Here is a 24835-nt window from a genome sequence, read left to right as displayed (position 1 = left end):
TTGCGATATCGTGGCCCGGGTTGCAAAGTTTATCGTGCAGAAATAGACGTTAACCATGCGAAAATGGACAAAATCGCCTGCCGCGATGCAGCAATTCGGGGTTCTGCTTTTTGATGGGTTTTCAAACCATTGCCTTGCCAACACCGTCGAACCCCTGCGCGCGGCCAATTCGCTGGCTGGACGAAAACTGTATGACTGGGAATTCCTGTCGCTGACAGAAGGGCCGGTCACATCATCCTCGGGGTTGCAGGTTACGCCGCACGCAAGACTGCAATCTGCCCGCGGCGGTACATTGATGGTGATGCCATCATATGGGTTTCGCGCGCATGGCGGCTGGCCGACGCTGACCGGATTGCGATCCGCCGCAAATCGCTATGACGTTCTGGCTGGGCTGGACACCGGAAGCTGGCTGCTGGCGCTGGCCGGACTGCTGGACGGGTATCGCGCCACCATCCATTGGGAAGAGCTGACCGGCTTTACCGAGCGGTTCCCCGAAATCGACGCCCGGCGCGAGCGGTATGTCCTAGACCGGAATCGCATTACCTGTTCCGGCGCCATGGCAGCTTTTGATCTTGTGTTGCATCTTATCGGTCATGACCACGGGCAGGCACTGGCCCTGGAAGTCGCGCAGTTGTTCATGTCCCGCGATTCCGCTCGGTCTCATTCTGGAGGGGTCGGGGCAACCAGTGGGTATGTGAACAAGGCCTTGGCATTGATGCAGGAAAATCTTGAAACCCCGCTGCCCATTACGGATATCGCCCGACAGGTCGGACGCTCGCACAAGGCATTGTCCACAAGGATGCAATCCGAACTGGGGGCGGGTCCGGCCCAGGTCTATCGCCGCTTGCGCCTGAATTTGGCGCGGAAGCTGGTGGCAGAAACCGACCTGACTGTCAGCGAGATCGCCCTGCGGGCCGGATACGACGATCCCAGCGCCTTGACCCGCGCCTTCCGGGCCGAATTCGGGATCACCCCCCGTGCCTTACGGGTCGGCTAGGTATACATCTGCTTTTTATAAGCCCGCGTGCGCGTTGTCGCCTCGGCCGAGCCGTCATGATAGGTGCCAAACCACTTGTCGAACGGGATCTCTGAGGTGCCATAGTTGCACTCGAAATACCGGTGATGCAGCTGGTGGAAAAAATCGCCTGCGCGGGCGGCCTCGGTCTCCCCGGCTTTCAGCTTTTCGAACCCGGAATGGGACAGAACCGGGCTGACCTGCTGGAAATAGGCGTGGAATAACAAATGTATCGGGTGCGACGGCACGATCAGGTGGATGAAATAGGTGGTGAAGTACAACAGGTTCTCAAACCAGTGATTTGATATCCCCGACCACGGCCCGATATTGACGTTGCGGTGATGCACGGCGTGGACATGTTTATAGAGCTTCGGGTGATGCTCCAGCCGATGCACCCAATAGAAATGCAGCCCCGACCACATGGGGATGAGCAACATCCAGACCACAAACCAGACCGGCGCGGTGGACCATGTGACCGTGGGCACATAGCCATTGGCCATCGCCCAATAGATCCCCCATTGGTAAATCGTGGCGACACTCATGGCGCTGCCCAGGGTCCACCAGATATTGTCCCAGACCTGATTGCGAAAAGTGAAGGTCCCGTTGTCCCGGGTCAGATCCCGGCGGTCGAACTTCTTGTACATGCCCTGCCCTTTGCGCATGTACAGCCACCAATGCAGCCCGCCCGCGACCAGAATCTGAGGCACCATGTTCAGCAACCAGATTCGGAACATCCAGCCGGGCTGAAAGGTCTTCATCGTCTCTAAACCAGGGAAAAACAGCACATAGACCGTTGCAGCAAGCCCCATGCACAGCGTCAGAGAAGTAATTTGCAGCCACGCGCCACCATACCACCTCAACACCGCTGATGGGCGGGGTGGCCAGTTGAACAACGGGTTCAAAGCCACCGGCCCCTGAGGGTGATAGTGCCAGCGGGCTGCTTCGGGATTTTGATCAGAATCCGTCATCCGGGTATCTCGTCAGCTTGCGTAATCCGAGCCTTCAGCATCCAACAGCGCTTTGATCTCACGCAGATGTGCCTCGGCCTGATCGGGATAATCTTCCAACTCTTGCGCGGTCTTTTCCGCAATCTCGTCTGACAAAACGCGCAGGGGTTGGCCGGTCTGTAAGGCACGGATATACGTTTCGGCAGCGCGCTCGAAATAATAGAGTCTATTAAAGGCATCTGCCGGGTTACTGCCCAAAATCAAAACCCCATGATTACCCATGATCATGACTTTCTTTTTTGGGTCTGCCAGCATGGTTGCGCAACGTTCCCCCTCGCTTTCGAAAGCAAGTCCACCAAATTCGTGATCGACCACATAACGGTTGTAAAACGTAGTGGTGTTCTGATCGATCGGCGGCAATGTGCTGTCGGCCAACGAGGCCAGAACCGTGGCAAAGATGGAATGCACATGCATTACACAGCGGGCATGAGGACAGTGCCGGTGAATCGAACCATGCAGGCCCCAGGCAGTTGGGTCCGGTGCGCCGGGTTGGGTCATGACATCAGCGTCTTTGGCATCCAGAAAAAGCAGGTTCGATGCTTTAACTCGTGCAAAATGCATCTGATTGGCGTTCATCAAGAATTGTGTGCCGTCCTGATTCACCGCCAAGCTAAAATGGTTTGCGACCCCTTCGTGCATATTCAGACGTTCAGCCCATCGAAATGTGGCCGCCAAATCCACACGTTCAGGCCAATGGTCAATATTGGGGCGCAAGCTGGCAACGCTCATTTCCGTCTCCTGTCAGCGGATTGCTTGATTGGAAAACCGTGCCCGCAGTAGAAAAAATTGACCAACGAAAAAATCGCGCCTATTTCATAAGCTGAACTAATGGCCAGGTTATGCCCATGCAAAAACAGCTGCCCCCGTTGGGTTGGCTTCGGACTTTCGAGGCCGCGGCCCGCCACCTGTCCTTTACCGCGGCAGCGCGCGACCTGAACATGACACAAAGTGCAGTCAGCCAGCAAATCAAGTCGCTTGAGGCCTATCTTGGCCAACCGCTTTTCCTGCGCCGTCCCCGCGCACTTGAATTGACCGGGGCCGGGATCAGCTATCTCCCTGTCGTGCGTGAGGCATTTCGCACATTACTGCGCGGAACGCGGGCCGTGACCGGGGCCCAGCAGAACGCGGTGCAGGTACAATGCAACATCACTTTTGCGGTCAACTGGCTGGCCCCCCGCCTTCCAATGTTTCAGGCCGAACACCCGTCTGTACAGCTGAACATATTCACCGAGTTGTGGGAGCCCCGGGAAATGGCGGAGGGGGCTGCAGTAGAAATTCGGTTTTCGCTCAGACCGTCGGACACGGTGCGAACCGAACTGCTGCGATCCGATCATTATTATCCGGTTTGCGCGCCGGGCTATGAGGTGTCGCTGGATACACTACAGCGAACCCCTTTGTATGACTGCTCAAACCTGCTGTCGAATTGGCAGAATTGGATCGAAGATCAGGGTCTAATTTGGGAAAATCCTCCGATCACATATTCCACCACCTATCTGGTCAGCCTGTCGGTTGCGATGGCCGGGGGTGGCTTGTGCCTGACGCATGACACAATCGCGCGCGACTTGATTGATGAAGGTCGATTGGTTGCACCATTCGAATATCGCGCAGTTGTACCAGAGGCTTATTACCTGTTGCTGTCGCCTCAGGCAGAAGAGTCACCAGGAGCGATTGCCTTTGCCGAATGGGTCCGGCGCGAGATTGCGAAAACGTTCCCTGGCTAGGCCGTGGCTCTCCTACCTAGCATAGCGGCTCTTACGGGACCTTCACGGGGCTAGGCACAACACCGCTGACGCGCTGCATGACGGAATCATGATAACTGCCGAGCAGGGGTTGCACCTTTCCGTGCGTTCGGGAAAGTTGGGCCATGGAATTCACACCTTTCCCAAGCTGGCCCGATACCGCCCCCCGTTTGATCGCTGTCGCCGCAGGGCGTCAAGCCGCTGACCTTGTTGTCCGCAGCGGGATCTGGGTTAACGTGCACAGCCGCGAAGCCCTGCCCGATCATGACATCGCGATTGTCGATGGACGTATCGCCTATGTTGGCCCCGATGCTTCGCACTGCGTCGGCCCGAACACCCGGATCATCGAGGCAGAGGGGCGGTATATGCTGCCCGGCCTGTGCGACGGGCATATGCATATCGAATCAGGAATGCTGACCCCGGCCGAATTTGCGGGGGCCGTTATCCCTCATGGCACGACAAGCATGTTCACTGACCCGCACGAAATAGCCAACGTGCTGGGCCTGGACGGCGTTCGAATGATGCATGACGAGGCGCTGATGCAGCCCGTTAACATTTTCACCCAGATGCCTTCTTGCGCGCCGTCGGCGCCAGGGCTTGAGACCACCGGTTATGAGATCACCCCCGAAGACGTGGCCGAGGCGATGAACTGGCCGGGCATCATCGGACTGGGCGAGATGATGAATTTCCCAGGCGTCATTCATGGCGATCCCAAGATGCTGGCCGAGATTGCCGCGACCCAACGGGCAGGGAAAACCGTTGGCGGGCACTATGCTTCGCCTGATTTAGGGCCTGACTTTGCTGCCTATGTGGCAGGCGGCCCGGCGGATGACCACGAAGGCACCTGCGAAGCCGACTCCATCGCGCGGGTGCGTCAGGGGATGCGATCCATGATGCGGTTGGGATCGGCCTGGTATGACGTCGAAAGTCAGATTACCGCCATCACCGAGAAAGGGCTGGATCCGCGCAACTTCATCCTGTGCACGGATGATTGCCACTCCGGCACATTGGTCAATGAAGGGCATATGAACCGCGTGGTGCGCCATGCGATTGCCTGTGGCTGTGACCCTTTGGTGGCGCTGCAGATGGCAACGATCAATACAGCTACGCATTTCGGGTTGGAGCGCGATATCGGCTCGATCACGCCCGGGCGCCGGGCGGATATCATCCTCAGCTCGGACCTGAAGGACCTGCCCATCGAGCTTGTCATAGCGCGCGGCCAAATCGTGGCTGAGGACGGCAAGATCACTGTGGACTGCCCGCATCTGAATTGGCCTGCAGCCGCTCGAAACACCGTGCATCTGGGCCATGCCCTGACCAGCGCGGATTTTCAGATCGAGGCCCCCAAAGGGGCGAACCGCGTTCAGGCCAATGTGATTGGTGTGGTCGAAAACCAGGCCCCGACCAAAGCGTTAAAGGCCGAACTGCCCATCATTGGCGGCCTGGTCGAAGCCGAGGGTGAGGTCTGCCAGATTGCGCTTGTCGAACGCCACCGTGCAACGGGCGGGGTCACAAACGCCTTTGTCTCGGGGTTTGGATATCAGGGGCGCATGGCAATGGCTTCGACCGTTGCCCATGACAGTCACCATATGATTGTTGTTGGGACCGACCGCGAACAGATGGCCCTTGCCGCAAATCGGCTGGCCGAGATCGGCGGTGGCATCACCATTTTCCGAGACGGTGAGGAACTGGCGCTGGTGGAACTGCCCATCGCTGGACTGATGTCTGATAGCCCGGCAGCCGAAGTGGCCGCCAAGGCCGAACAAATGGTTCGGGCCATGCAGGCCTGTGGCTGTAAACTGAACAACGCCTATATGCAGCACTCATTGCTGGCCCTGGTGGTGATCCCAGAATTGCGGATCTCGGATGTCGGGCTGGTGGATGTGCGCAAATTTGAAAAGATCGATCTTTTGGAACCCCTTGCATGACAATAATACGAGCACCTAAGGCCCCCGCGCCCGAGAACTTCACCGATCCCGCAGCCGCGGTCGCAAGGTTGGAAGAACTGTACGAGCAAGCCACCAGCTTCCTGTGCGAGAACTTTGCCAATGTGATCGAGCACGGAGCACCAACTGAACGCTTCAGAGCCTATTACCCGGAAATTCGCATCAAAACCTCCTCCTATGCGCGGGTCGACAGCCGGCTAAGTTTTGGTCACGTCTCGGAACCGGGCATCCACTCGACCACTGTAACGCGGCCAGATCTGTTCCGGTCCTATTTGACCCAACAGATTGCCCTTTTGATCAGAAACCATGACCAGCCGGTCACGATCGGGGCTTCGGACACACCCATTCCGGTTCATTTCGCCGTGGCCAACAATCCTGATCTGATCGTTCCGCATCAGGGCGCCGCCGGATTTACCCTGCGCGATGTATTCGACGTACCGGACCTGACAACCACCCATGACGACATCGTCAATGGCGTCCATGACCACGAGGAAGAAGACGGCCCGCTGTCTTTGTTTACTGCGCAAAGGGTCGACTATTCACTGGCCCGGCTGGCACATTACACTGCGACTGATCCCAGTCATTTCCAGAACCATGTGCTGTTCACCAACTATCAGTTCTACGTCTCGGAATTCGAAAACTATGCACGCGCGCAGCTGGCCGAACCAGACAGTGGCTATACCAGCTTTGTCTCGACCGGAAATGTCGAGATCACCACCGAAGGCGGAACGCTGGAACAACCCCTGAAGCTGCCGCAGATGCCGACCTATCACCTAAAGCGGGCGGATGGATCGGGTATCACGCTGGTCAACATCGGCGTCGGTCCGTCGAACGCCAAAACCGCGACCGATCATATCGCCGTGCTACGCCCGCATGCCTGGCTGATGGTTGGCCACTGTGCCGGGCTGCGCAACACACAGGCATTGGGCGATTTTGTTCTGGCCCATGCCTATCTGCGCGAAGACAAGGTTCTGGATGATGACCTGCCGGTCTGGGTGCCGATTCCGCCTTTGGCCGAGATTCAGGTTGCGCTGGAACAGGCTGTAGCCGAGGTCACCGAGCTGGAAGGTTATGAGCTGAAACGGGTCATGCGCACAGGCACCGTCGCTTCGGTCGATAACCGCAACTGGGAACTGCGCGACCAATCCGGCCCGGTACAGCGACTCAGCCAATCACGGGCAATCGCGCTGGATATGGAAAGCGCGACCATTGCCGCCAACGGCTATCGGTTCCGTGTTCCCTATGGCACGTTGCTCTGTGTTTCAGACAAGCCGTTGCACGGCGAATTAAAGCTTCCTGGCATGGCCTCTGCCTTCTATACCACGCAGGTCAGCCGCCATCTCGCGATCGGAATTCGTGCGATGGAGCACCTGAGGGGCATGCCGCTGGAGCGCCTGCACAGCCGGAAATTGCGTTCCTTTGATGAAACGGCCTTTCTCTGAAGCAAAAAAGCAACGAATTCCCCCTATTTTTAGGGTTTTCGACGCTACTATTCGTTGTGTTCACCTACAATATCCCGTTACAGTTACGCGGTGAGGCCCTATTTATCGGGCACGTTAAGGAGACCAAGAAATGGCAAAGCCTATGACAAAGACTCAGCTGGTTGCTGCTCTCGCTGAGGAAATGGGAACCGACAAGAAAGCTGCGAACACTGCGCTGGAGGCCATGACCGGCCTGATCACCCGCGAAGTGTCGGCGGGCGGCGCGGTGACCCTGCCTGGTGTCGGCAAAATCTACTGTCGCGAGCGCCCCGAGCGCATGGTGCGTAACCCTGCCACCGGCGAGCAGTTCAAGAAAGAAGCCGACAAAGTGGTCAAAATGACCATTGCGAAGGCGCTGAAGGACAGCGTGAACGGCTGATCCCAGCTTTCACTGCAAAACGATCAAGGGCCGCCGCTTGGGGGCCCTTTTTCTTTTACCCCCCTATTGAAGCCAGTTTTTTATAAGGCTTTGGGAGGCCGGCCGTGGTCAGACTGGTGTTATGCAATCTGAGATCAGCGAAGAATAAATCTAGCGCCGCGCTCATTGGCTGGGTGCGCAACAGGACCGGTGGCCTAAGCTGGCGAATGCCACAAATTCGCGAGGCTGGCCCCGTCACAGAGCAAGAACGGACAATATCCGGTCGACTTTCGGACCAGTAATTTGTTTTGCCGCACTCGCCCCAAAAGAAATTCATTCTCGGCGATGGATGTTTTGATTGGCTCATCCGAACCAATTTTTAGTCATGTGTCACCTTTCGAAGCGAGTGAATTATCTAAAGTTCGGAAAATAAATGATTTCATTAGATATCTTGGCGACCCCGGCAGGATTCGAACCTGCAACCTGCCCCTTAGGAGGGGGCTGCTCTATCCAGTTGAGCCACGGGGCCGCGCAAAACTCTCTGTAGCGTGGTTTTTTCGGGTTGTCATCGGCTTTGAAGGGCAGTTGTAAAATGCGTCCTGTTCACGCTACCATCGGACAAAACAACAACGCAGGTGCACCCCGTGACCACAGAAAACAAACGCCCGCTCACCCTTCGTGATGTTTCTGAAGCGTCCGGAGTGTCTGAGATGACGGTCAGCCGGGTTCTGCGCAATCGGGGTGACGTGTCGGATGCGACCCGCACACGCGTTCTGGCCGCAGCAAAAGAGCTGGGATACGTGCCGAACAAAATCGCTGGTGCGCTTGCCTCAAGCCGGGTGAACCTTGTGGCGGTGATCATCCCTTCGCTGTCGAACATGGTGTTCCCCGAGGTGCTGACCGGGATCAATCAGATTCTTGAGGATACCGAGCTACAGCCAGTGGTCGGCGTCACCGATTATTTGCCCGAAAAAGAGGAAAAAGTCCTGTACGAGATGCTCTCGTGGCGGCCCTCGGGCGTGATCATCGCCGGATTGGAACATACCGATGCCGCACGCGCCATGCTGGATTCGGCGGGGATTCCGGTGGTCGAGATCATGGACACCGATGGTAAGCCGGTGGACGCGATGGTCGGGATTTCCCATCGCCGCGCTGGACGTGAGATGGCACAGGCGATCCTGAAAGCGGGCTATGAACATATCGGCTTTATGGGCACCAAAATGCCCCTGGATCACCGCGCTCGGAAACGGTTCGAAGGCTTTACCGAAGTGCTGGGCAAGCATGGGATCGAGATCGAAGACCGCGAGTTTTATTCCGGGGGCTCGGCCTTGGCCAAAGGCCGCGAGATGACTCAAGCCATGTTGGAACGCTCACCGGATCTGGATTTCCTGTATTATTCCAACGACATGATTGGTGCTGGTGGATTGCTGTATCTGTTGGACCAGGGGATAGACATTCCAGGCCAGATCGGTTTGGCAGGGTTCAACAATGTCGAACTGTTACAGGGTCTGCCGCGCAAGCTGGCCACAATGGATGCATGTCGACACGAGATTGGGCGCAAGGCAGCCGAGATAATCGCCGTTCAGCTTTCCGATCCCGCTTCCGAGGTCGAAAACCGCATAACTCTGACCCCCAAGATCAGTTATGGCGATACGCTGAAACGCCGCTGACCCATGGCGATGCAAAGGCTGAACAATCGGGCGGCCCGCGCCCTGTTCATGGACCGGCACGCGCTGGCAGAACAGCCGTCAGGGGTTGCGAAAGGGCCTGACCTGCTTGAATTGATCAGGCGTCTGGGATTTGTTCAGCTGGACAGTATCAACACGGTCGCCCGCGCCCATGACATGATCCTGTTTTCCCGCAGGCCCGCCTATCGCGCCAAAAACCTCAAGCATGTGTATGAACGTGACCGTGGGCTGTTCGAACATTGGACCCATGATGCCGCAGTCATTCCGATGGAGTTCTACCCCCATTGGCATCTACGGTTTCAGCGCGACGCTGACCTGCTGAAATCGCGCTGGAAAAACTGGCGTCGCGATGGGTTTGAGCAGCAATTTGAAACCGTATTGCAGCATATACGCGATCATGGGCCAGTTTCCTCGTCGGATGTGGGAAAAGACGAAAAGAAAGGCTCCGGTGGATGGTGGGATTGGCACCCGTCGAAAACCGCGCTTGAATTCCTCTGGCGCTCGGGCGCGCTGACCGTGATCGGCAGGCAGGGGTTCCAGAAACGCTATGACCTGACCGAACGGGTGATTGAAACGCATCTTTGCCCCGGCAATATGCCTTATGACGCCGAACATACCGTGGATTGGCTGTGCCATGCGGCACTTGACCGGCAGGGGTTTGCGACCTCGGGCGAATTGGCGGCGTTTTGGGATACCGTCAGCAGCGCAGAAGCCCGAGACTGGTGCAAAACCGCCTTGACCGAAGGCCATGTCGAAGAGATCGAGATCGAATGTGCCAATGGTCAGGTCAGGAAACTGTTTGCACGCCCGGGTGTTGCTGAACAAGCCGCGCAGATCGCCCCAGCGCCGGGTCGGATCAGAGTGCTGAGCCCGTTTGACCCCATGCTGCGTGACCGTGACCGTGCGCAGCGGCTGTTTGGGTTTCACTACCGGATCGAGGTTTTTGTTCCTGCCCCTAAACGCACCTATGGCTATTATGTTTTCCCGCTTCTCGAAGGCGACCGGCTGATTGGCCGGATCGACATGAAGGCCCATCGCGATCAGTCGGTGCTGCGGGTCAGCGCCCTGTGGCCAGAACGAACAGTACGGTGGTCAGATGCCCGCACGCGCCGCCTACAGGCCGAACTGGACCGGGTTCGTCGCTTTGCCGGGTTGGATGACATAGAATTTGCCGAGAATTGGCAAAAAGACCCTATTTAGGGTCTGATATACTCAATTTGACCGGCTGCAACCCGTCAACCTCACCTTCCAGTGAATCTCCGGGCTGGACCGGCCCGACACCGGCGGGCGTTCCGGTCAGGATCAGATCGCCCGGTTGCAGGTGGTAATAGCCGGACAGGTGGCTGATGATCTCATCGATCGACCAGATCAGCTCCTCCAAGGTTGCGTCCTGACGGATTTCGCCGTTAACGCGCAAAACGATGCGCTTTTGCGGATCAGGTTGCCAATCGCTCACGCGGGTCAGAGGGGCAAATACGGCTGCATTCTCGAAATCTTTTCCAAGATCCCAAGGGCGCTGTTTGTTGCGCTCGCGAATTTGCAGATCACGTCGGGTCATGTCCAGGGCGCAGCCAAAGCCAAACACCGCTTCCTGCACCTGAGAAGTATCAGCTTGAAAAACCGGCTTTCCGATTGCAACAGCCAGCTCCATCTCATGGTGAAAATTTTCGGTCCCCGGAGGGTAAGCCGTCGTCACCCCAGACAGGACCGCGTTTGCAGCGGCCTTGGTGAAATAGAAAGGGGCCTCACGGTCGACCTCATGTCCCATTTCAGCCGCATGTGCGGCATAGTTCCTGCCCACACAAAAGATTCGCCCAACCGGGTATGTGTCGTCCTCGCCGGTAACCGGCAAAGCGATCGGATCAGGAATAGAGAACAGGCTACCCATCATCATACCGCCATAATACAGGTCAGTTAAAGTGGATATTAAAGGGCATAAACCAGAGCAAGTCGCAATCCTTGGAAACCCGCACGCCGGTTTTTGCCGACAATTCGGGGATAATTCGGCACAGGCTTGCCCAAATCGAACCGGTAAGCCTGCGCGTGTTTCAAAATTCGCAGACATGGCTACTTATGGCGCTGGGCTTACTTTCAACATGCGACTGAAAACACAGCTACAGCTCATTCAGTTTTTAGCCGTCAAACCTTGGAAAACGGCTGTATCGCGCTAGCTTGTTGCTAACAGAAAGCGTTCAGCACTGAGACGTCACCACTCACAAAGGCGGCGGACCACCAATCCTTCGCCTTCTTGCGAAGACACCCGCGTGGACGGCAGAAATCGCTAAAATCCGGGTGCGAGTATTCAGAGGACCACGGCCAAACACCCATCCCCCTGGGTAAGTTTGCGTCTGAGAAAACCCGATTTTCGGGATCTGATGTTCTCTGAAACGTTGCCGGATCGTTTGAACACCCCTCGTATCCGGCTGTAGGCCAGGCACATGGTCCACTCGGGCCTGGCCACTCCGCCAGAGAGGTCACAAAGGCCCTCTGGCGGGGCCCACACACTGTTAGTCCCGAGAATCTGATTGTAATTTCAACTGGTGCAGATCGTTGAGAAGATCCAGCAACGCCTCATGCCGCGCTGGTCCCAGCGTGTTGCGGATTTCTTCAGCCAAAAGCAACGTATAGTCGATGTTATCGCGGATAATTCCTGCCCCTTTGACCGTGATCTCAACAATCTGCCTGCGCTTGTCGACCGGATGGCTTTTCCGCACGACAAGGCCCTTGGCCTCAAGCTTTTGCAGAATGCGGGTCAGGCTGGGCAAAAGCAGACAGGCACGGTCAGCAATATGGGTGGGCTCTTGCGGGCCTTCCTCTTCCAGCACCCGCAGAACCCGCCATTGCTGTTCGGTTACGCCCGCCTCGACAAGCATTCTACGGATAGGCCCCATAACCCGTTCCCTCGCGCGCAACAGCGCAATAGGCAAAGACCGGGACGTCAATGGAATTTCATGAGCCATGTTAAATTCTGGCCGAATTCGGTTCATTCTTCAACTGACCTTTCCGTGTTCGGGATTCTAGGCATATATCGTTTATTAGAGCCTAAATTGTTCCATTTCTCTCTGCGAAAACATATTCAGAAAAACTCAGACCACTGGATTCCTGCAAAGGGCGTTGACGTTTCAAACCGGATATTCATCACTGGCACAGGATCGAAAGCGGTGTTCAGAGAAGATTGGAAGATAAAATGAACTGGGATGAATTCTCGGATTGGGGCGCCAAGATTGCTGAGTGGGCACAGGATTACCATCTGACTGTCGGCGACAATCCAGTTCGGGCCAGAACGGAACCCGGTGATATTCTTAACGCCTTACCCGCGCGCCCTCCCGAGCGCTCCCAGGCGATGGAGGAAATTTTTCACGATTTCGAACAGATCGTGATGCCTGGGATTACCCATTGGCAACATCCTCGCTTTTTTGCCTATTTTAATGCAAACGCCTCGGCCCCGTCGGTTCTGGCGGAGTTTCTAACCAGCGCCATCGCTCCGCAATGCATGTTGTGGCAGACATCCCCCGCCGCGACCGAGATGGAGACGCGGATGATGGATTGGTTGCGGCAGGCCCTGGATCTGCCCACGGGCTTTGCAGGTGTCATTCAGGATTCCGCCTCGTCCGCGACCCTAGCCGCTGTGCTGACCATGCGGGAAAAGGCGCTGAATTGGCAGGGCAACCAACAAGGGTTGTTCGGACAGAAACCGCTGCGCGTATATTGCTCGGCCGAGGTCCATACCTCGGTTGATCGTGCCATATGGGTTGCGGGGATCGGGCAGGAAAATCTGGTGCGGGTGCCCATACAAGGCGACTGGCGCGGGATGGACCCACAGGCGCTGGAAACAGCAATCCAAGCCGATTTAGACTCTGGTTATCAACCAACCGGCGTGATCCTCTGCGTCGGCGGCACCGGAACCGGCGCGGCCGATCCGGTAGAGGAATGTCTGAAGATTGCGCAAAAATACGGGCTATATTCGCATGTCGATGCAGCTTGGGCTGGCTCGGCCATGATATGCCCCGAATACCGCCATTACTGGGAGGGAGTCGAGCAAGCCGACAGCATCGTGTTCAACCCGCATAAATGGCTGGGCGTTCAGTTCGATTGCTGCGCCCATTTTCTGAAGGACCCCGATGATCTGGTACGGACACTCGCGATCAGCCCGGAATTCCTGAAGACCCACGGCAAGGACGGGATCATAAATTATTCTGAATGGTCGGTACCGCTGGGCCGCAGGTTCCGAGCCCTGAAACTGTGGTTCGTCATCCGCGCCTATGGTCTGGAAGGGCTACGTGAAAGGTTGCGCAATCATATAACATGGTCAGTGGCTCTGCATGACCGGCTGAAAGCTGAATCCGATTTCGAAATCACCACTAACCCTATGTGGTCATTGTGGACATTCCGCTATGCCCCCCTTGGGTCAACCGATCTGGACGATCTGAACCTACGGCTGGTCAATGCGATCAATGATGATGGCCGCATTTACTTGACTCAAACCCGCGTTGATGGCGACTTGGTGATCCGCTTTCAGGCCGGTCAGTTTGAAACCACGCAGGCAGACGTCCAAATGGCATTTGACGTGATCACTGAAATCGCCCGCTCGCTAAACTAGAGGTTCCACATGTCCGCACCCGTCAACACGTTCAAACAAGCCCTGAAAAACGGCGACCATCTGATTGGTTGTTGGTCCAGCTTTGCTGAGGCGGTAACAGCCGAGATCATGGGCACTGCCGGATTTGACTGGCTGGTGATCGACGGTGAGCACGCGCCGAATGATATCCGGTCCATCCGGGATCAGCTGATCGCGCTGGCCGCCAGTCCGACAAATCCCGTCGTGCGAATCCCGGTGGGCGACACCGCATTGATCAAGATGGTGCTGGACGCAGGTGCTCAGACAATCCTGGTACCGATGGTGGAAAGTGCCGAACAGGCGCGCGATCTGGTTCGTGCCTGCCACTATCCGCCCCAAGGTGTGCGGGGCGTCGGCGCGATGGCCTCACGCGCAACGCAATACGGAACGGTTCAGGACTACATTCAGACCGCAGACGATCAGATATGTCTGCTGTTACAGGTGGAAAACCGCGCCGGTATCGCCGCATTGGATGCCATTGCACAGGTAGAAGGCGTGGATGGCGTGTTTATAGGTCCGTCTGACCTGTCCACTGACATGGGTTTTCAGGGAAACAGTGCCGCGCCCGAGGTCCAGGCGGTGATCGCCGACGCGATGAAGCGCATCGTTGCAGCAGGCAAAGCCCCGGGCATTCTTGGTGTCACGGATGAGGCATCGCAGGCCTATAAGGACATGGGCGCCCAGTTCCAGGCGGTGGGGATCGACGTGATGCTGCTGACACAGGCGGCGCGTGCCCTGGCCGCAAGGTGGAAGGCCTAAGCCCGCATCGCCGAGGCCGCCTGAGCATACCCGCCCGAGGCACCATCGACGAAATGGACGTGATCGTCACGGGTGGCCGAGGGGACAAAGCAGGTCATCATCGCCTCATCCTGCGCGTGCAGCCCGTATCGGATCCTGCCCTGTTTCCGGGCCTGTTCAAGAACGGTCTGAATCTGGTTCAGGGTGGCTGGGTCACAATCCAGCGTCATTTTCAGCCCGTCATCGAATTTGCGGAAATCCGCATTGCGACTGACCGTGCGCTTATAGTGTTCCGGCTCAAAATTCCCCAATCGCTTGCCAGATTTGAACAGCAGCCCGATCATCAAATTCTGCGCCAACAGCTTGATTTTCTGCAGCAAAAGATTGCGACCCGCACGGGACACATGGGCGTCCAGCGCCAAACCAGGCGGCGGCCAGCGGATCGGAGGGCCGCTTTCCGGCATCGGGTGGCCGGACCGGTCCAATCCTTCAGCGGCCACTAGAACAGCCCGTGACAGGTCGGCGAAATCGGTCTCGGTAGCGCGGGCAGTTGGCTGCACCACCACCGAGACAATCTGACCATTCTGCGCCTTGCTGTTGGACCAGCGGCAGGACAGCCCGGTCAAATCCGGCAGCGCACCGGGGGCTGCGTACGGAACCTCAAACCCGCCTGCTTTCATCTCGGCCTCGGCCCAGGCCAGACCACCGCCCGAGAACATCGCATAATCCACCCCCTCGGATGGCGCGTAACGCGCAACCCGAAGATCCTTGCCCGCCTGCCGGATTTCGGCGACGGGCACGACGGCCCCGCGCAGTGCGATCTCGAACTCTTCTTCCGCCCAGCGCCGCAAATCGGCCAGAACGCTACGTGCTGCCTCTGCCGCGCTTGCCGGTACGGCGAACCCGGCACCATCACCTCCAAAGACATAGGGAAATTCTTGCCCGCGCAGCGCATTGATCATGGCCGAGATCACCGCGGCCCCAACCATGTTCACGGCCTTGTATCGTCCCCGCTCTATCTGACCAGTGGAATCCACGACATCTGCGACACCAAGAACCCATTCCGTCGGCACCGCGGTAAAGCGTTCAGGATCGGTCAGATTGTTAAAGTCCCGCAACAGCGGAAGGCTGTCATAAAATGCGGCCTGTGCATCTTTCATTGGTTCCTCGACAATATGAATAGACCTTCAGATAGCCCAAATTTGTTCGATGTCCGCTGAAAACATCATAGCACACGCGCTTGTACATATCACGGGGACATGCCAAGCATTTGCTGGCGGGTTGGGCGAAAGAGGCGTCTCATGAAAACCGGACTGGTGGTTCTGTGTCTGGGCTATGTGCTCAGCCAATTTTTTCGCGCCTTTCTTGCCGTTCTCAGCGTCGATCTGGGGCGTGACATCGGGGCAAGGCCCGAAGATCTGGCCTTTGCCTCGGGGCTTTGGTTTCTGGTCTTTGCCGCCATGCAACTGCCAGTGGGTTGGGCGCTGGACCGGATCGGGCCGCGTTTGACGGCTGCGGTTTTGTTGCTGGCAGGTGGCGCGGGCGGCGCTGCGTTGTTTGCAGTGGCCAGCACCCCGTTTCATATCGCAGTCGCGATGGGGCTGATCGGAGTCGGGTGCTCGCCCGTTCTGATGGCATCCTATTACATCTTTGCCCGCGAATACCCGCCCGCCCGCTTTGCCACGCTAGCAGCCATCATGCTGGGCGTTGGGTCGGTCGGCAATCTGGTGGCCTCCTACCCCACAGCACTTGCGGTCGAACTGATGGGCTGGCGCGCCACAATGGCTACACTGGCCGTCGTTTCGGCCATTATCGCAGCGGGCATCTGGATCAGCGTTCACGACCCCAAACCGGTTGAGACCGAGCATCGCGGGTCAGTGCTGGACCTGCTGAAAGAACCTGCCCTGTGGGCCATCCTGCCGCTGATGCTGGTGGCCTACGCCCCCGCGGCTGCGACACGAGGCTTGTGGGCAGGTCCATATCTGAACGACGTTTTCGCCCTCAGCACCACGCAGATCGGAACCGCGACGCTGGTCATGGGGGCGGCTATGATTGCCGGCACCTTTGCCTATGGGCCGCTCGACCGGCTTTTGGGCACACGGAAATGGGTGATCTTTGGCGGCAATGCCTTGGGCGCGGCGGCGCTGGGGCTGTTGTGCCTGTGGATCGACATGGCAGTCTGGGTGTCAGTAAGTCTGATGGCGGTGATCGGTTTCATGGGCGCCAGCTTTCCGGTCATCATGGCCCATGGCCGCGCCTTCGTGCCGCCGCATCTGGTCGGGCGTGGCATGACCCTGTTGAATCTGTTCGGCATCGGCGGAGTGGGTCTGGCGCAATTTGTCACCGGCCGCGTCCATGCCGCGACAGTGGACATCAGTCCAACCGCGCCCTACACAGCGATATTCGGCTTTTTTGCAGTCACGCTTGCCATTGGATGCGTGATTTACCTATTCAGCCGCGACAGCGTTGACTGACGCTGGAACCATCGGGAGAGCCCATGTCCGACCCTGTTGTCATCGCACCGAACCTCAAGCGAAGGCTTTCCGGCGTGACCGCGACGATCGCGCGGCTGGTGCCGTTGCAAGTGCAATGGATCGACATCGCCGCGACCGGACCGGGACTACCGGCCGATCTGCCCCATATCCCGCTGGGCTGTCTGCCATTTCTGTCGCGCAAGACCACGCGCGTCTGGCACGCGCGGCGCAATACCGAGATGCTGCTGGGCCTGATCCTGCGCAATGTCTTTCGTCTGCGCCTGAAACTACTGTTCACAAGCGCCTCGCAGCGGGCGCATACGGGCTATACCAAATGGCTGATCGACCAGATGGACGCGGTGGTTGCCACCTCGCACAAAACCGCCGGATATCTTGAGCGGGACGCGCAGGTCATCATGCATGGCATCAACCTGCAGGATTTCACCCCGCCCGCGGACAAAGACACCCTGCGGGGCAAACTCGGCCTGCCAGGTGGTCTGCTGCTTGGGTGCTATGGCCGTATCCGGCACCAGAAAGGCACCGATGCTTTCGTCGATGCGATGATCAACCTTTGTGGCCGTTTCGAAGACGTCCATGGCATCGTCATGGGCCGCGCGACCGAAAAACACACCGGCTTTCTGGCCGAGCTGAAAGACAAGGTCGCCAAGGCGGGCCTGTCTGACCGCATCCTATTCAAACCCGAGGTCACGGTGGATCAGATCGCCGAGTGGTACCAGGTGCTGGACTTGTTCATCGCGCCGCAACGCTGGGAAGGCTTTGGCCTGACCCCGCTCGAGGCGATGGCCTGCGGCGTGCCTGTGGTGGCAACCGATGTCGGTGCCTTTGCAGAGATCGTGACTGACCCCTCACTGGGCCATGTGGTCGAACCGGGGAACATTCCCGCCCTGGCTGATGCCGCTGCTGAAATGCTGTCGAACCCCGAGTCGCTGGCGCTATCCGGCAGCGCCGCCCGCGTCCATGTGGAACAGAATTTCGACATCTACGGCGAGGCAAAGACCTTGGTGGCGCTCTATGAACGGCTTCTGACCGACGCCTGAGACGATGCACCGCGTCAAATCGGTGTCATTGGGGGAAATATCCCGCGAAACCTCTTTTTTCTTTGCTGCAACGCGGCTATGAACGCGCGTCCTTAACTTTGGAGACATGAAATGGGCTATCGCGTCGTAGTCGTCGGCGCCACAGGTAATGTGGGCCGCGAAATGCTGAACATTCTGGCAGAACGCCAGTTCCCCATCGATGAACTTGCCGTGCTGGCAAGCCGTCGGTCGCTGGGAACCGAAGTAAGCTTTGGCGACAAGACACTCACGACCAAAGATCTGGACACGTTTGATTTCACCGGCTGGGACATGGCGCTGTTTGCCGTGGGATCCGAGGCGACCAAGGTCTATGCCCCCAAGGCGGCGGCGGCTGGCTGCGTGGTGATCGACAACTCGTCCCTGTATCGCTATGACCCTGCAATTCCGCTGATCGTGCCGGAATGTAACCCCGAGGCGATCCACGACTATAAGAACAAGAACATCATCGCCAACCCCAACTGCTCGACCGCGCAGATGGTTGTCGCGCTGAAACCGCTGCATGACCGCGCCAAGATCAAGCGCGTCGTCGTGTCGACCTATCAGTCGGTTTCCGGTGCAGGCAAAGAGGGAATGGATGAGCTGTGGGATCAGACCAAAGCCATCTATAACCCCACCACCGAAGTTCCGCCGAACAAGTTCCAGAAGCAGATCGCCTTCAACGTCATTCCGCAGATCGACGTCTTCATGGAAGACGGCTCGACCAAGGAAGAGTGGAAGATGGTTGTCGAGACCAAGAAGATCGTCGATCCGTCGATCAAGGTTACAGCCACTTGCGTCCGCGTTCCGGTCTTTGTCGGCCATTCAGAGGCCGTGAATATCGAGTTCGAGGAATTCTTGGACGAAGACGAAGCCCGTGACATCCTGCGCGAAGCACCAGGTATCATGGTGATCGATAAGCGCGAACCGGGCGGCTACGTCTCGCCGATCGAATGCGCGGGTGATTTCGCCACCTTCATCAGCCGCATCCGTCAGGATTCAACCATCGAGAACGGCCTGAACCTGTGGTGCGTCAGTGACAACCTGCGCAAGGGCGCAGCGCTGAACGCGGTACAAATCGCCGAATTGCTGGGCCGTGAGGTCCTGAAGAAGGGATAACTGATACCCTTTCTTTATGTGATTGACCAAACCCCGCAGCGCCGCTTGCGGGGTTTGTTTTTTCTTAGGCCGCAAAAAGAAATCCGGGCCCATCTCTGTAGTGGACCCGGATCAGATTAAAGTGATTGGTGTTCGTGTAGCCCGCCGGTACGGCGCAGCCCCAATCAAGAGGCGATCTTGATCGCATCCTCGTACAGCAAAACCGCCCGTTCGGATTCCTTCTCGAGCACGTCCATTTTTGCGCAGAATTGCACAACATCCTCCAGGCTTGGCACCTCTGCGGCGTTCAGGGCCTCGACGGTTGGCTGCAGATCGTTCCACTGGGCCTTTACCTGTTTCAGCGCCTCAAGCGAGGCGTCACTGGGTGGTTCAGACATCTTGAGATAGTCATTGCCACCGCCAATCAACGCATCGACGATCTTGCCAAACTTGGCAGCATTCTTCTTGAACTTTTCGTGGTGTTCTGCGGTTTCTTTTCCGGTGGCGGCCAGCGCAATTTCTTTGCAGATCTTCTGGGTGATCATCCGCTGACGACCTGCGAATTCCAATGCCAGGGCCATCGACGGTTCAATATCGACCTCGCCATAGGCCGCTTCTAGCTTGCGGACCACGATGTGGCAGGATTCTTCAAGTGCCTCGACATTGCCCACGATCATGTTCAGTTGCGCTTCGTTGATCGACTTGTCAGCAACGATGTCTTCGACCGCGGTCCGGTATGGCACCCAAACGCTGGCGACTTCCTCAAGCGCTTTGTTGACGGAATAGAATCTTTCCCGGTCAATACCGGACGACCCTTTGCCTTCTTTGAAGCCAAGCAGGATATCGTCAAATTCATCATGCGCCTGCTGCAATTCACTCAGGTTCCGATCAACTGCTCCGCCGATGCTGACCAGAACTGCGGATTTGGCGACCTTCTCGGACAGAAAGCTCAGCTTTTCAGCGGCCAGAATTCGGTGCGCAACCTGACCCGCGGCCATAGCCAACGCATAGCCCCCAACCGGTAAGAATGCCGTTAGCCCGATTCCCAACGCTCCGGAGGCGAAAACACGACGATTGATACTCATGGCGGTCTACCTAACCCTGCTGCTTTAACATGTGTTTATCGAGGAAAAAGCGCGTTAAATGTCCCAACACGGTGTTCAGAAAATGAAATAATGGTGGCTTTTTGAGTTTCAACTGGCCAATCCGGCCCTCGGCTGATCACTCCGGTCAAGGGTTTGACCTCGTTTACCCTTCGACCAGCGCTTTCAGATTATCCAACCCGCGCTGGTAATCTCCGCCAACCCATTTATCCATCATCAGCCCCATCCAGCGGGACATGGGATTCATACCCAATTCGGATTCAAACCCCCAGGTCACTTTGGTGCCGCTGCCCTCCGACTGCAGTTCAAACATGGCAATGGCAGTGCCCATTGGACCAAAATCCAAGGCGGTTCTGACCATCTGGTTTTCAACGCTTTCGGTGATCTCTTGCGAACCGGTGCCGACCTGCGGGTGATCCGACGACCAGTTCAGCACATTCCCGACCCCGGAATCAGGCCCGCCATAGGTCAGCTTCGTCTCGGGATCACGAGATAACCATGGCGACCATTTCTCGGTCTCCTGCATGGAGTTGACATAAGGAAAGATGACCTCGGGCGAGGCATCAATCGTGATGCTACGCGAAACATCTGCTTTGCCTGGCAATATAAAGGACACCCCTACCAGAACCAGAATCAAGACTAGCAAGGTGACAAGAACACGTTTGATCAATCGCATGGAATGCTCCGAATCCCTAAAATGACATCCCAAACTTATCAAAAAAACAGCGCAGAATCAGTAGTCTGATCCGCGCTGCCTGAAATTGTCGAAAATCCGCCGGGTCAGACGACCACGAATTTCTTTTCGCCGGGATCATAACACTGAAGGCCACCTTCACCGATATCTGTCCACAAACCGTGCAGGCTGAGCGAGCCGCTCTCTACCGCCGCGGAGATGAAGGGGAAGGTCATCAGGTTTTCGAGCGAAGCAACAACCGCCTGCCGTTCGAACTGGCGCGCTTGGTCGGTGCTGTCTTCGATATCGGCAACCAGATCATATTTTGGTTTGAGGATATCCATCCAGCGACCAACAAAGCTTTCTTTGGCTTCCAGCAGTGGTGCCTGGCCCTTGCACATGTCGATACAGCCCTGCACACCACCGCATTGGGAATGGCCCAGCACGATCAGATGCGCCACTTTCAGCGCGGTCACCGCGTATTCGATGGCAGCACTGGTGCCGTGATGATCACCGTCGGGCGCATAAGGCGGAACCAGGTTTGCAATATTGCGGTGAATAAAGAACTCACCCTGATCCGCCCCAAAAATCGAGGTGACATGAACCCGGCTGTCGCAACAGGAAATCACCATGGCCCGCGGACGCTGCCCTTCGGTGGCCAGACGGCGATACCAGACCTGGTTTTCCGAATATGTGGTGGCTTTCCAGCCATGATACCGATTGACCAGATAGTTTGGCAGAGGTTTGGCGAATTCCATTCTTGTGTCCCTGTTCATGTCTCGGTGGACTGCTGTAACCTGAATTCGAAGAAAATTCGAGCCATTATCCTGCCCCATGGCAAGGTTTTGCAAAGGAATTGCGCACCACATTCGGGCTATGCCGTGGGGGCGTATAGAATTGGGGTGAATGTGGTGGAAAAGATCGTCACGCTTGAACACAAAGAAACAGTGCGGCTGGATTCGGATCGTCTGAATGGGCTGTATCGACAACTGGGTGAGAAAAACGCGTTGGACGTGCTGTGTCGCACGGTCGAGGAATTGGCGGTGCGCCTGTCGAATTGCGAGCGGTTCTGGAGACAGCGTGACTGGGCCGGGCTGCGCAAATGTGCGCGATCCATTGTGGCCATTGCCGAACAGATCGGAATGATGGCGCTGGCCCGTGTGGCGAATGATGTGGCGCAGAATGTGGATGCGGGCGACTCGGTCGCCGCCGGGGCCACGCTGTCGCGGCTGATCAGGGTGGGTGAGAAATCGCTGACCGTGATCTGGGATCAGCAAGATCTTTCGGTCTGACAGGGCTTGCGGACGGTCCATGGACGGCTAGGTTGGGCATAAGCCACAACAGTCGAGATTTCCATGACCCTGTCTTTCGCTCCATCGTCGGACGCATCTGTCCCCCTTCACGTCATTGCCCAGCCGGATCTGGAAGATTGGCTGGCGGGTCAGCCCGAAGCCGTGACGACCTGGGCCAAGATCAGTGGATTTACCGGTGCACTGGGTCAGGTCTTACTGATTCCCGGCGCTGACGGTGCGATACAGTCTGCTTTGGCGGGGTATGGCACAACCATAGGCCGGGCCCGCAAACGTTTTCCTTTGGCCGCCGCCGCCGAAGCTCTGCCCGAAGGCACATATCACATCGCATCGGGCATAGACCAAGCGGATCTCGAAACCGAATGCCTGGGGTGGTTGCTGACCGGTTATGCCTTTGACCGCTATGCCAGCCAATCCCCGGCCAAGGCCCGATTGGTTGCACCCGATGGTATCGACGCAGCCCGGCTTGAAATTCTGGCCGGGGCCGAGGCCTTGACCCGCGATCTGGTCAATACACCGGCCTCTGATATGGGACCGGAACAGCTTCATAGCGCAGCCGAAGCCCTGGCACAGGAATTCGGCGCCTCTTTCGAGGTTGTTCTGGGCGACGCCCTGCTGGAGCAGAACTTCCCCATGATCCACACGGTTGGCCGCGCCGCCGCACAAGCGCCCCGTCTGATTGAGATGAACTGGGGCGTGACAGGCCCAAAGCTGACCCTTGTCGGCAAGGGCGTCTGCTTTGACACTGGCGGGCTAAACCTGAAACCCGGCGCCTCGATGGGGCTGATGAAGAAAGATATGGGCGGGGCTGCAAATGTATTGGGGCTGGCCCGGATGATCATGGCGCTGGAGCTGCCCGTGCAGCTGCGCGTACTGATCCCGGCGGTAGAGAATTCCGTTGCGGGCAACGCCTTCCGGCCCGGCGATATTCTGACCTCGCGCAAGGGGCTGACGGTTGAGATCAATAATACCGATGCCGAAGGGCGCTTGGTTCTGGCCGACGCATTGGCGCTGGCGGATGAGGGCGAACCGGATCTGGTGATCTCGATGGCGACACTGACCGGGGCGGCACGCGTGGCAGTGGGCGCCGATCTTGCACCATTCTATACCGACAACGATGCCGCCGCTGATGCTTTGACCCGCGCCGCAGGCAGAGCAGCCGATCCTGTCTGGCGCATGCCATTCCATAACCCCTATGAGGGTCTGATTGAACCCGGTATTGCGGACCTGGATAACGCACCGGCGGGTGGTTTTGCCGGTTCGATCACCGCCGCGCTGTTCCTGCGCAGATTTGTCGGTGACAGCCCCTATATGCATTTCGACATCTTCTCGTGGCAGCGCAGCAAGGAACCCGGACGCAGCAAGGGCGGGTTCGGTCAGGGCCCCCGCGCTCTTCTGACTGCCCTGCCCGAGATTTTGGGCCTGTGACCCGGCACCGCATCATACAACCGGTCATCGACCTGTTACGCGCCCCGGACGGGCCGCGAGATCGCCAGCTTTTGTATGGAGATGGTGTTTGCACGCATGAAGAGAACAACGGCTGGAGCCGGATCACCTCGGACAAGGACGGCTATGCGGGCTGGGTCCGGTCAGACTGTCTGGCCCCAGATGTGCCTGCCACCCACTGGATCACGGCACCGTCAACACATGCATATGAGCAACCGAACATGAAATCCCGGGACCGAACCTCGTTAAGCTTTGGCAGCAAGGTTCAGACAATGTCCGAACAGAATGGATTTATTGAGACGGAGCTAGGCTTTATCCCGGCCATACACGCCAAACAGATCAACGTAACCCTGACCGATCCGATCGCCGTGGCCGAACTGTTTCTGGGAACGCCCTATCTTTGGGGCGGCAACAGCCGGTTCGGGCTTGATTGTTCAGGTCTGGTTCAGGCCGGAATGCTGGCTTGTGGGCTGCCCTGCCCCGGTGATAGTGGCGATCAGGAGCGTGATCTGGGTCAGGCGCTGACTCCTGGCACACCCGCTCAGCGCGGTGATCTGCTGTTCTGGAAAGGGCATGTTGCCTGGATCTACGGTGACAATATTCTGCTGCATGCAAACGCGTTCCACATGGATGTAACCTTTGAGCCGATGGATGCTGCAATCACGCGCATTCTGGAACAGGGCGATGGGCCTGTGACGGCCCATAAAAGGCTCTAATCCAGGTCAACCGACCGTATCAGCTTGCGCTCCAACACCCGCAGCACCGTGCGCAGATCATGGCCGCGCTTCAGGATGCGGCCATCCATACCGACCACCGAATACATCCCTTGCCGGGAGCGCAGACGCGGATCTTTTTCGACCCGATAAATCGGATGCTCTGCCGTGCGGCGGAAGATGGAAAACACCGCCATATCACGCAGGTTCGAGATCCCGTAGTCGCGCCATTCTCCGGCGGCGACCATCCGGCCATAGACAGAAAGGATTTGGGACATCTCGTGCCGATCGAACGCGACGGGCATCTGGGTCGAGTTTGCAGAAAACCGGCTGGGAGGCTGCATGTTCATGCCCC

Annotated in this window: 24 protein-coding genes and 1 tRNA gene; 15 read left to right on the top strand and 10 right to left on the bottom strand. The window is 57.5% G+C overall.

Features of this window, described 5'->3' with window-relative positions:
• Positions 1-55: 55 nt before the first annotated feature.
• Positions 56-997, top strand: coding sequence for a GlxA family transcriptional regulator (locus AC2FLG_RS20325; RefSeq protein ID WP_496707755.1), 942 nt, complete (start codon positions 56-58; stop codon positions 995-997).
• Here AC2FLG_RS20325 and AC2FLG_RS20320 read toward each other — a convergent pair.
• Together AC2FLG_RS20320 and AC2FLG_RS20315 are read right to left on the bottom strand one after the other, a co-directional pair.
• Positions 994-1983 (bottom strand): sterol desaturase family protein, encoded by a 990-nt coding sequence (locus AC2FLG_RS20320; protein WP_282022513.1) that lies wholly within the window; start codon positions 1981-1983, stop codon positions 994-996. The genes AC2FLG_RS20325 and AC2FLG_RS20320 overlap by 4 nt on opposite strands.
• Before the next feature lie 12 nt (positions 1984-1995).
• A complete protein-coding gene (locus AC2FLG_RS20315; RefSeq protein ID WP_142637575.1) occupies positions 1996-2751 on the bottom strand; it encodes a class II aldolase and adducin N-terminal domain-containing protein in 756 nt (251 codons plus the stop codon).
• Between the two features lie 116 nt (positions 2752-2867).
• On the opposite strand from AC2FLG_RS20315, the gene AC2FLG_RS20310 reads away from it, so the two are divergent.
• From AC2FLG_RS20310 to AC2FLG_RS20295, 4 genes are all read left to right on the top strand, one after another.
• Entirely contained in the window at positions 2868-3743 is an 876-nt protein-coding gene (locus AC2FLG_RS20310; RefSeq protein ID WP_496693079.1) for a LysR family transcriptional regulator, read from the top strand.
• Positions 3744-3886: 143 nt separating this feature from the next.
• A complete protein-coding gene (gene ade, locus AC2FLG_RS20305) occupies positions 3887-5689 on the top strand; it encodes an adenine deaminase (RefSeq protein ID WP_496707754.1) in 1803 nt (600 codons plus the stop codon).
• Positions 5686-7149 (top strand): AMP nucleosidase, encoded by a 1464-nt coding sequence (locus tag AC2FLG_RS20300; RefSeq protein ID WP_496707753.1) that lies wholly within the window; start codon positions 5686-5688, stop codon positions 7147-7149. The genes ade and AC2FLG_RS20300 overlap by 4 nt, the downstream gene beginning before the upstream one ends.
• A gap of 130 nt (positions 7150-7279) precedes the next feature.
• Complete coding sequence (locus AC2FLG_RS20295) at positions 7280-7567, top strand: HU family DNA-binding protein (RefSeq protein ID WP_142637567.1); 288 nt, start codon at positions 7280-7282, stop codon at positions 7565-7567.
• 431 nt (positions 7568-7998) lie between these two features.
• Here AC2FLG_RS20295 and AC2FLG_RS20290 read toward each other — a convergent pair.
• A tRNA-Arg gene (locus tag AC2FLG_RS20290) sits at positions 7999-8075 on the bottom strand.
• Between the two features lie 115 nt (positions 8076-8190).
• Between AC2FLG_RS20290 and AC2FLG_RS20285 the strand changes: the two genes are divergently transcribed.
• Positions 8191-9216: a LacI family DNA-binding transcriptional regulator gene (locus tag AC2FLG_RS20285; RefSeq protein WP_496690504.1), complete on the top strand. Its 1026-nt coding sequence runs from the start codon at positions 8191-8193 to the stop codon at positions 9214-9216.
• Between the two features lie 3 nt (positions 9217-9219).
• Positions 9220-10434 (top strand): winged helix-turn-helix domain-containing protein, encoded by a 1215-nt coding sequence (locus AC2FLG_RS20280; protein ID WP_496703614.1) that lies wholly within the window; start codon positions 9220-9222, stop codon positions 10432-10434.
• Here the strand turns inward: AC2FLG_RS20280 and AC2FLG_RS20275 are convergent.
• Complete coding sequence (locus tag AC2FLG_RS20275; protein ID WP_496707751.1) at positions 10427-11125, bottom strand: fumarylacetoacetate hydrolase family protein; 699 nt, start codon at positions 11123-11125, stop codon at positions 10427-10429. The genes AC2FLG_RS20280 and AC2FLG_RS20275 overlap by 8 nt on opposite strands.
• A 616-nt stretch (positions 11126-11741) precedes the next feature.
• A complete protein-coding gene (gene hpaR / locus AC2FLG_RS20270) occupies positions 11742-12194 on the bottom strand; it encodes a homoprotocatechuate degradation operon regulator HpaR (protein WP_496707750.1) in 453 nt (150 codons plus the stop codon).
• A gap of 227 nt (positions 12195-12421) precedes the next feature.
• Here hpaR and AC2FLG_RS20265 point away from each other — a divergent pair, with 227 nt between their 5' ends.
• Positions 12422-13834 (top strand): pyridoxal phosphate-dependent decarboxylase family protein, encoded by a 1413-nt coding sequence (locus tag AC2FLG_RS20265; RefSeq protein WP_496693084.1) that lies wholly within the window; start codon positions 12422-12424, stop codon positions 13832-13834.
• Between the two features lie 9 nt (positions 13835-13843).
• Entirely contained in the window at positions 13844-14611 is a 768-nt protein-coding gene (locus tag AC2FLG_RS20260; protein ID WP_496707748.1) for an HpcH/HpaI aldolase family protein, read from the top strand.
• Here AC2FLG_RS20260 and AC2FLG_RS20255 read toward each other — a convergent pair.
• Positions 14608-15750, bottom strand: coding sequence for a DUF3095 domain-containing protein (locus tag AC2FLG_RS20255; RefSeq protein ID WP_496707746.1), 1143 nt, complete (start codon positions 15748-15750; stop codon positions 14608-14610). The two genes, AC2FLG_RS20260 and AC2FLG_RS20255, sit on opposite strands and share 4 nt — an antisense overlap.
• A gap of 141 nt (positions 15751-15891) precedes the next feature.
• Here AC2FLG_RS20255 and AC2FLG_RS20250 point away from each other — a divergent pair, with 141 nt between their 5' ends.
• The 3 genes from AC2FLG_RS20250 (at position 15892) to AC2FLG_RS20240 (ending at position 19256) form a co-directional block, all read left to right on the top strand.
• Complete coding sequence (locus tag AC2FLG_RS20250; RefSeq protein ID WP_496679284.1) at positions 15892-17064, top strand: MFS transporter; 1173 nt, start codon at positions 15892-15894, stop codon at positions 17062-17064.
• 23 nt (positions 17065-17087) lie between these two features.
• Complete coding sequence (locus AC2FLG_RS20245; protein ID WP_496707744.1) at positions 17088-18122, top strand: glycosyltransferase family 4 protein; 1035 nt, start codon at positions 17088-17090, stop codon at positions 18120-18122.
• Between the two features lie 111 nt (positions 18123-18233).
• Positions 18234-19256, top strand: coding sequence for an aspartate-semialdehyde dehydrogenase (locus AC2FLG_RS20240; RefSeq protein ID WP_142637551.1), 1023 nt, complete (start codon positions 18234-18236; stop codon positions 19254-19256).
• Positions 19257-19420: 164 nt separating this feature from the next.
• Here the strand turns inward: AC2FLG_RS20240 and AC2FLG_RS20235 are convergent, their stop codons facing one another.
• The 3 genes from AC2FLG_RS20235 to AC2FLG_RS20225 form a co-directional block, all read right to left on the bottom strand.
• The gene (locus AC2FLG_RS20235; protein ID WP_496707742.1) at positions 19421-20320 is read right to left on the bottom strand and encodes a type IV pili methyl-accepting chemotaxis transducer N-terminal domain-containing protein; all 900 of its coding nucleotides are present in this window, start codon (positions 20318-20320) and stop codon (positions 19421-19423) included.
• Positions 20321-20483: 163 nt separating this feature from the next.
• Positions 20484-21014: an SRPBCC family protein gene (locus tag AC2FLG_RS20230; protein ID WP_496707740.1), complete on the bottom strand. Its 531-nt coding sequence runs from the start codon at positions 21012-21014 to the stop codon at positions 20484-20486.
• 104 nt (positions 21015-21118) lie between these two features.
• Positions 21119-21769, bottom strand: a complete 651-nt coding sequence (locus AC2FLG_RS20225) for a carbonic anhydrase (protein ID WP_142637545.1) — start codon at positions 21767-21769, stop codon at positions 21119-21121.
• 144 nt (positions 21770-21913) lie between these two features.
• On the opposite strand from AC2FLG_RS20225, the gene AC2FLG_RS20220 reads away from it, so the two are divergent.
• The 3 genes from AC2FLG_RS20220 (at position 21914) to AC2FLG_RS20210 (ending at position 24483) form a co-directional block, all read left to right on the top strand.
• Complete coding sequence (locus tag AC2FLG_RS20220; RefSeq protein WP_496707765.1) at positions 21914-22303, top strand: hypothetical protein; 390 nt, start codon at positions 21914-21916, stop codon at positions 22301-22303.
• A 63-nt stretch (positions 22304-22366) separates the two neighbouring features.
• The gene (locus AC2FLG_RS20215; RefSeq protein WP_496707738.1) at positions 22367-23749 is read left to right on the top strand and encodes a leucyl aminopeptidase family protein; all 1383 of its coding nucleotides are present in this window, start codon (positions 22367-22369) and stop codon (positions 23747-23749) included.
• The gene (locus tag AC2FLG_RS20210; RefSeq protein ID WP_496707737.1) at positions 23746-24483 is read left to right on the top strand and encodes a C40 family peptidase; all 738 of its coding nucleotides are present in this window, start codon (positions 23746-23748) and stop codon (positions 24481-24483) included. Before AC2FLG_RS20215 ends, AC2FLG_RS20210 begins: the two co-directional genes overlap by 4 nt.
• On the opposite strand, the gene AC2FLG_RS20205 is transcribed toward AC2FLG_RS20210, so the two are convergent.
• On the bottom strand, positions 24480-24830 hold the full coding sequence (locus AC2FLG_RS20205; protein WP_142637539.1) for a DUF2794 domain-containing protein: 351 nt from the start codon (positions 24828-24830) through the stop codon (positions 24480-24482). The two genes, AC2FLG_RS20210 and AC2FLG_RS20205, sit on opposite strands and share 4 nt — an antisense overlap.
• Positions 24831-24835 lie beyond the last annotated feature (5 nt).

It is taken from the genome of Ruegeria sp. CDSA193 (genome assembly GCF_059611885.1).
Note: the sequence above shows the minus strand (reverse complement) of the source record. Positions and strands in the feature narration are given on the sequence as shown.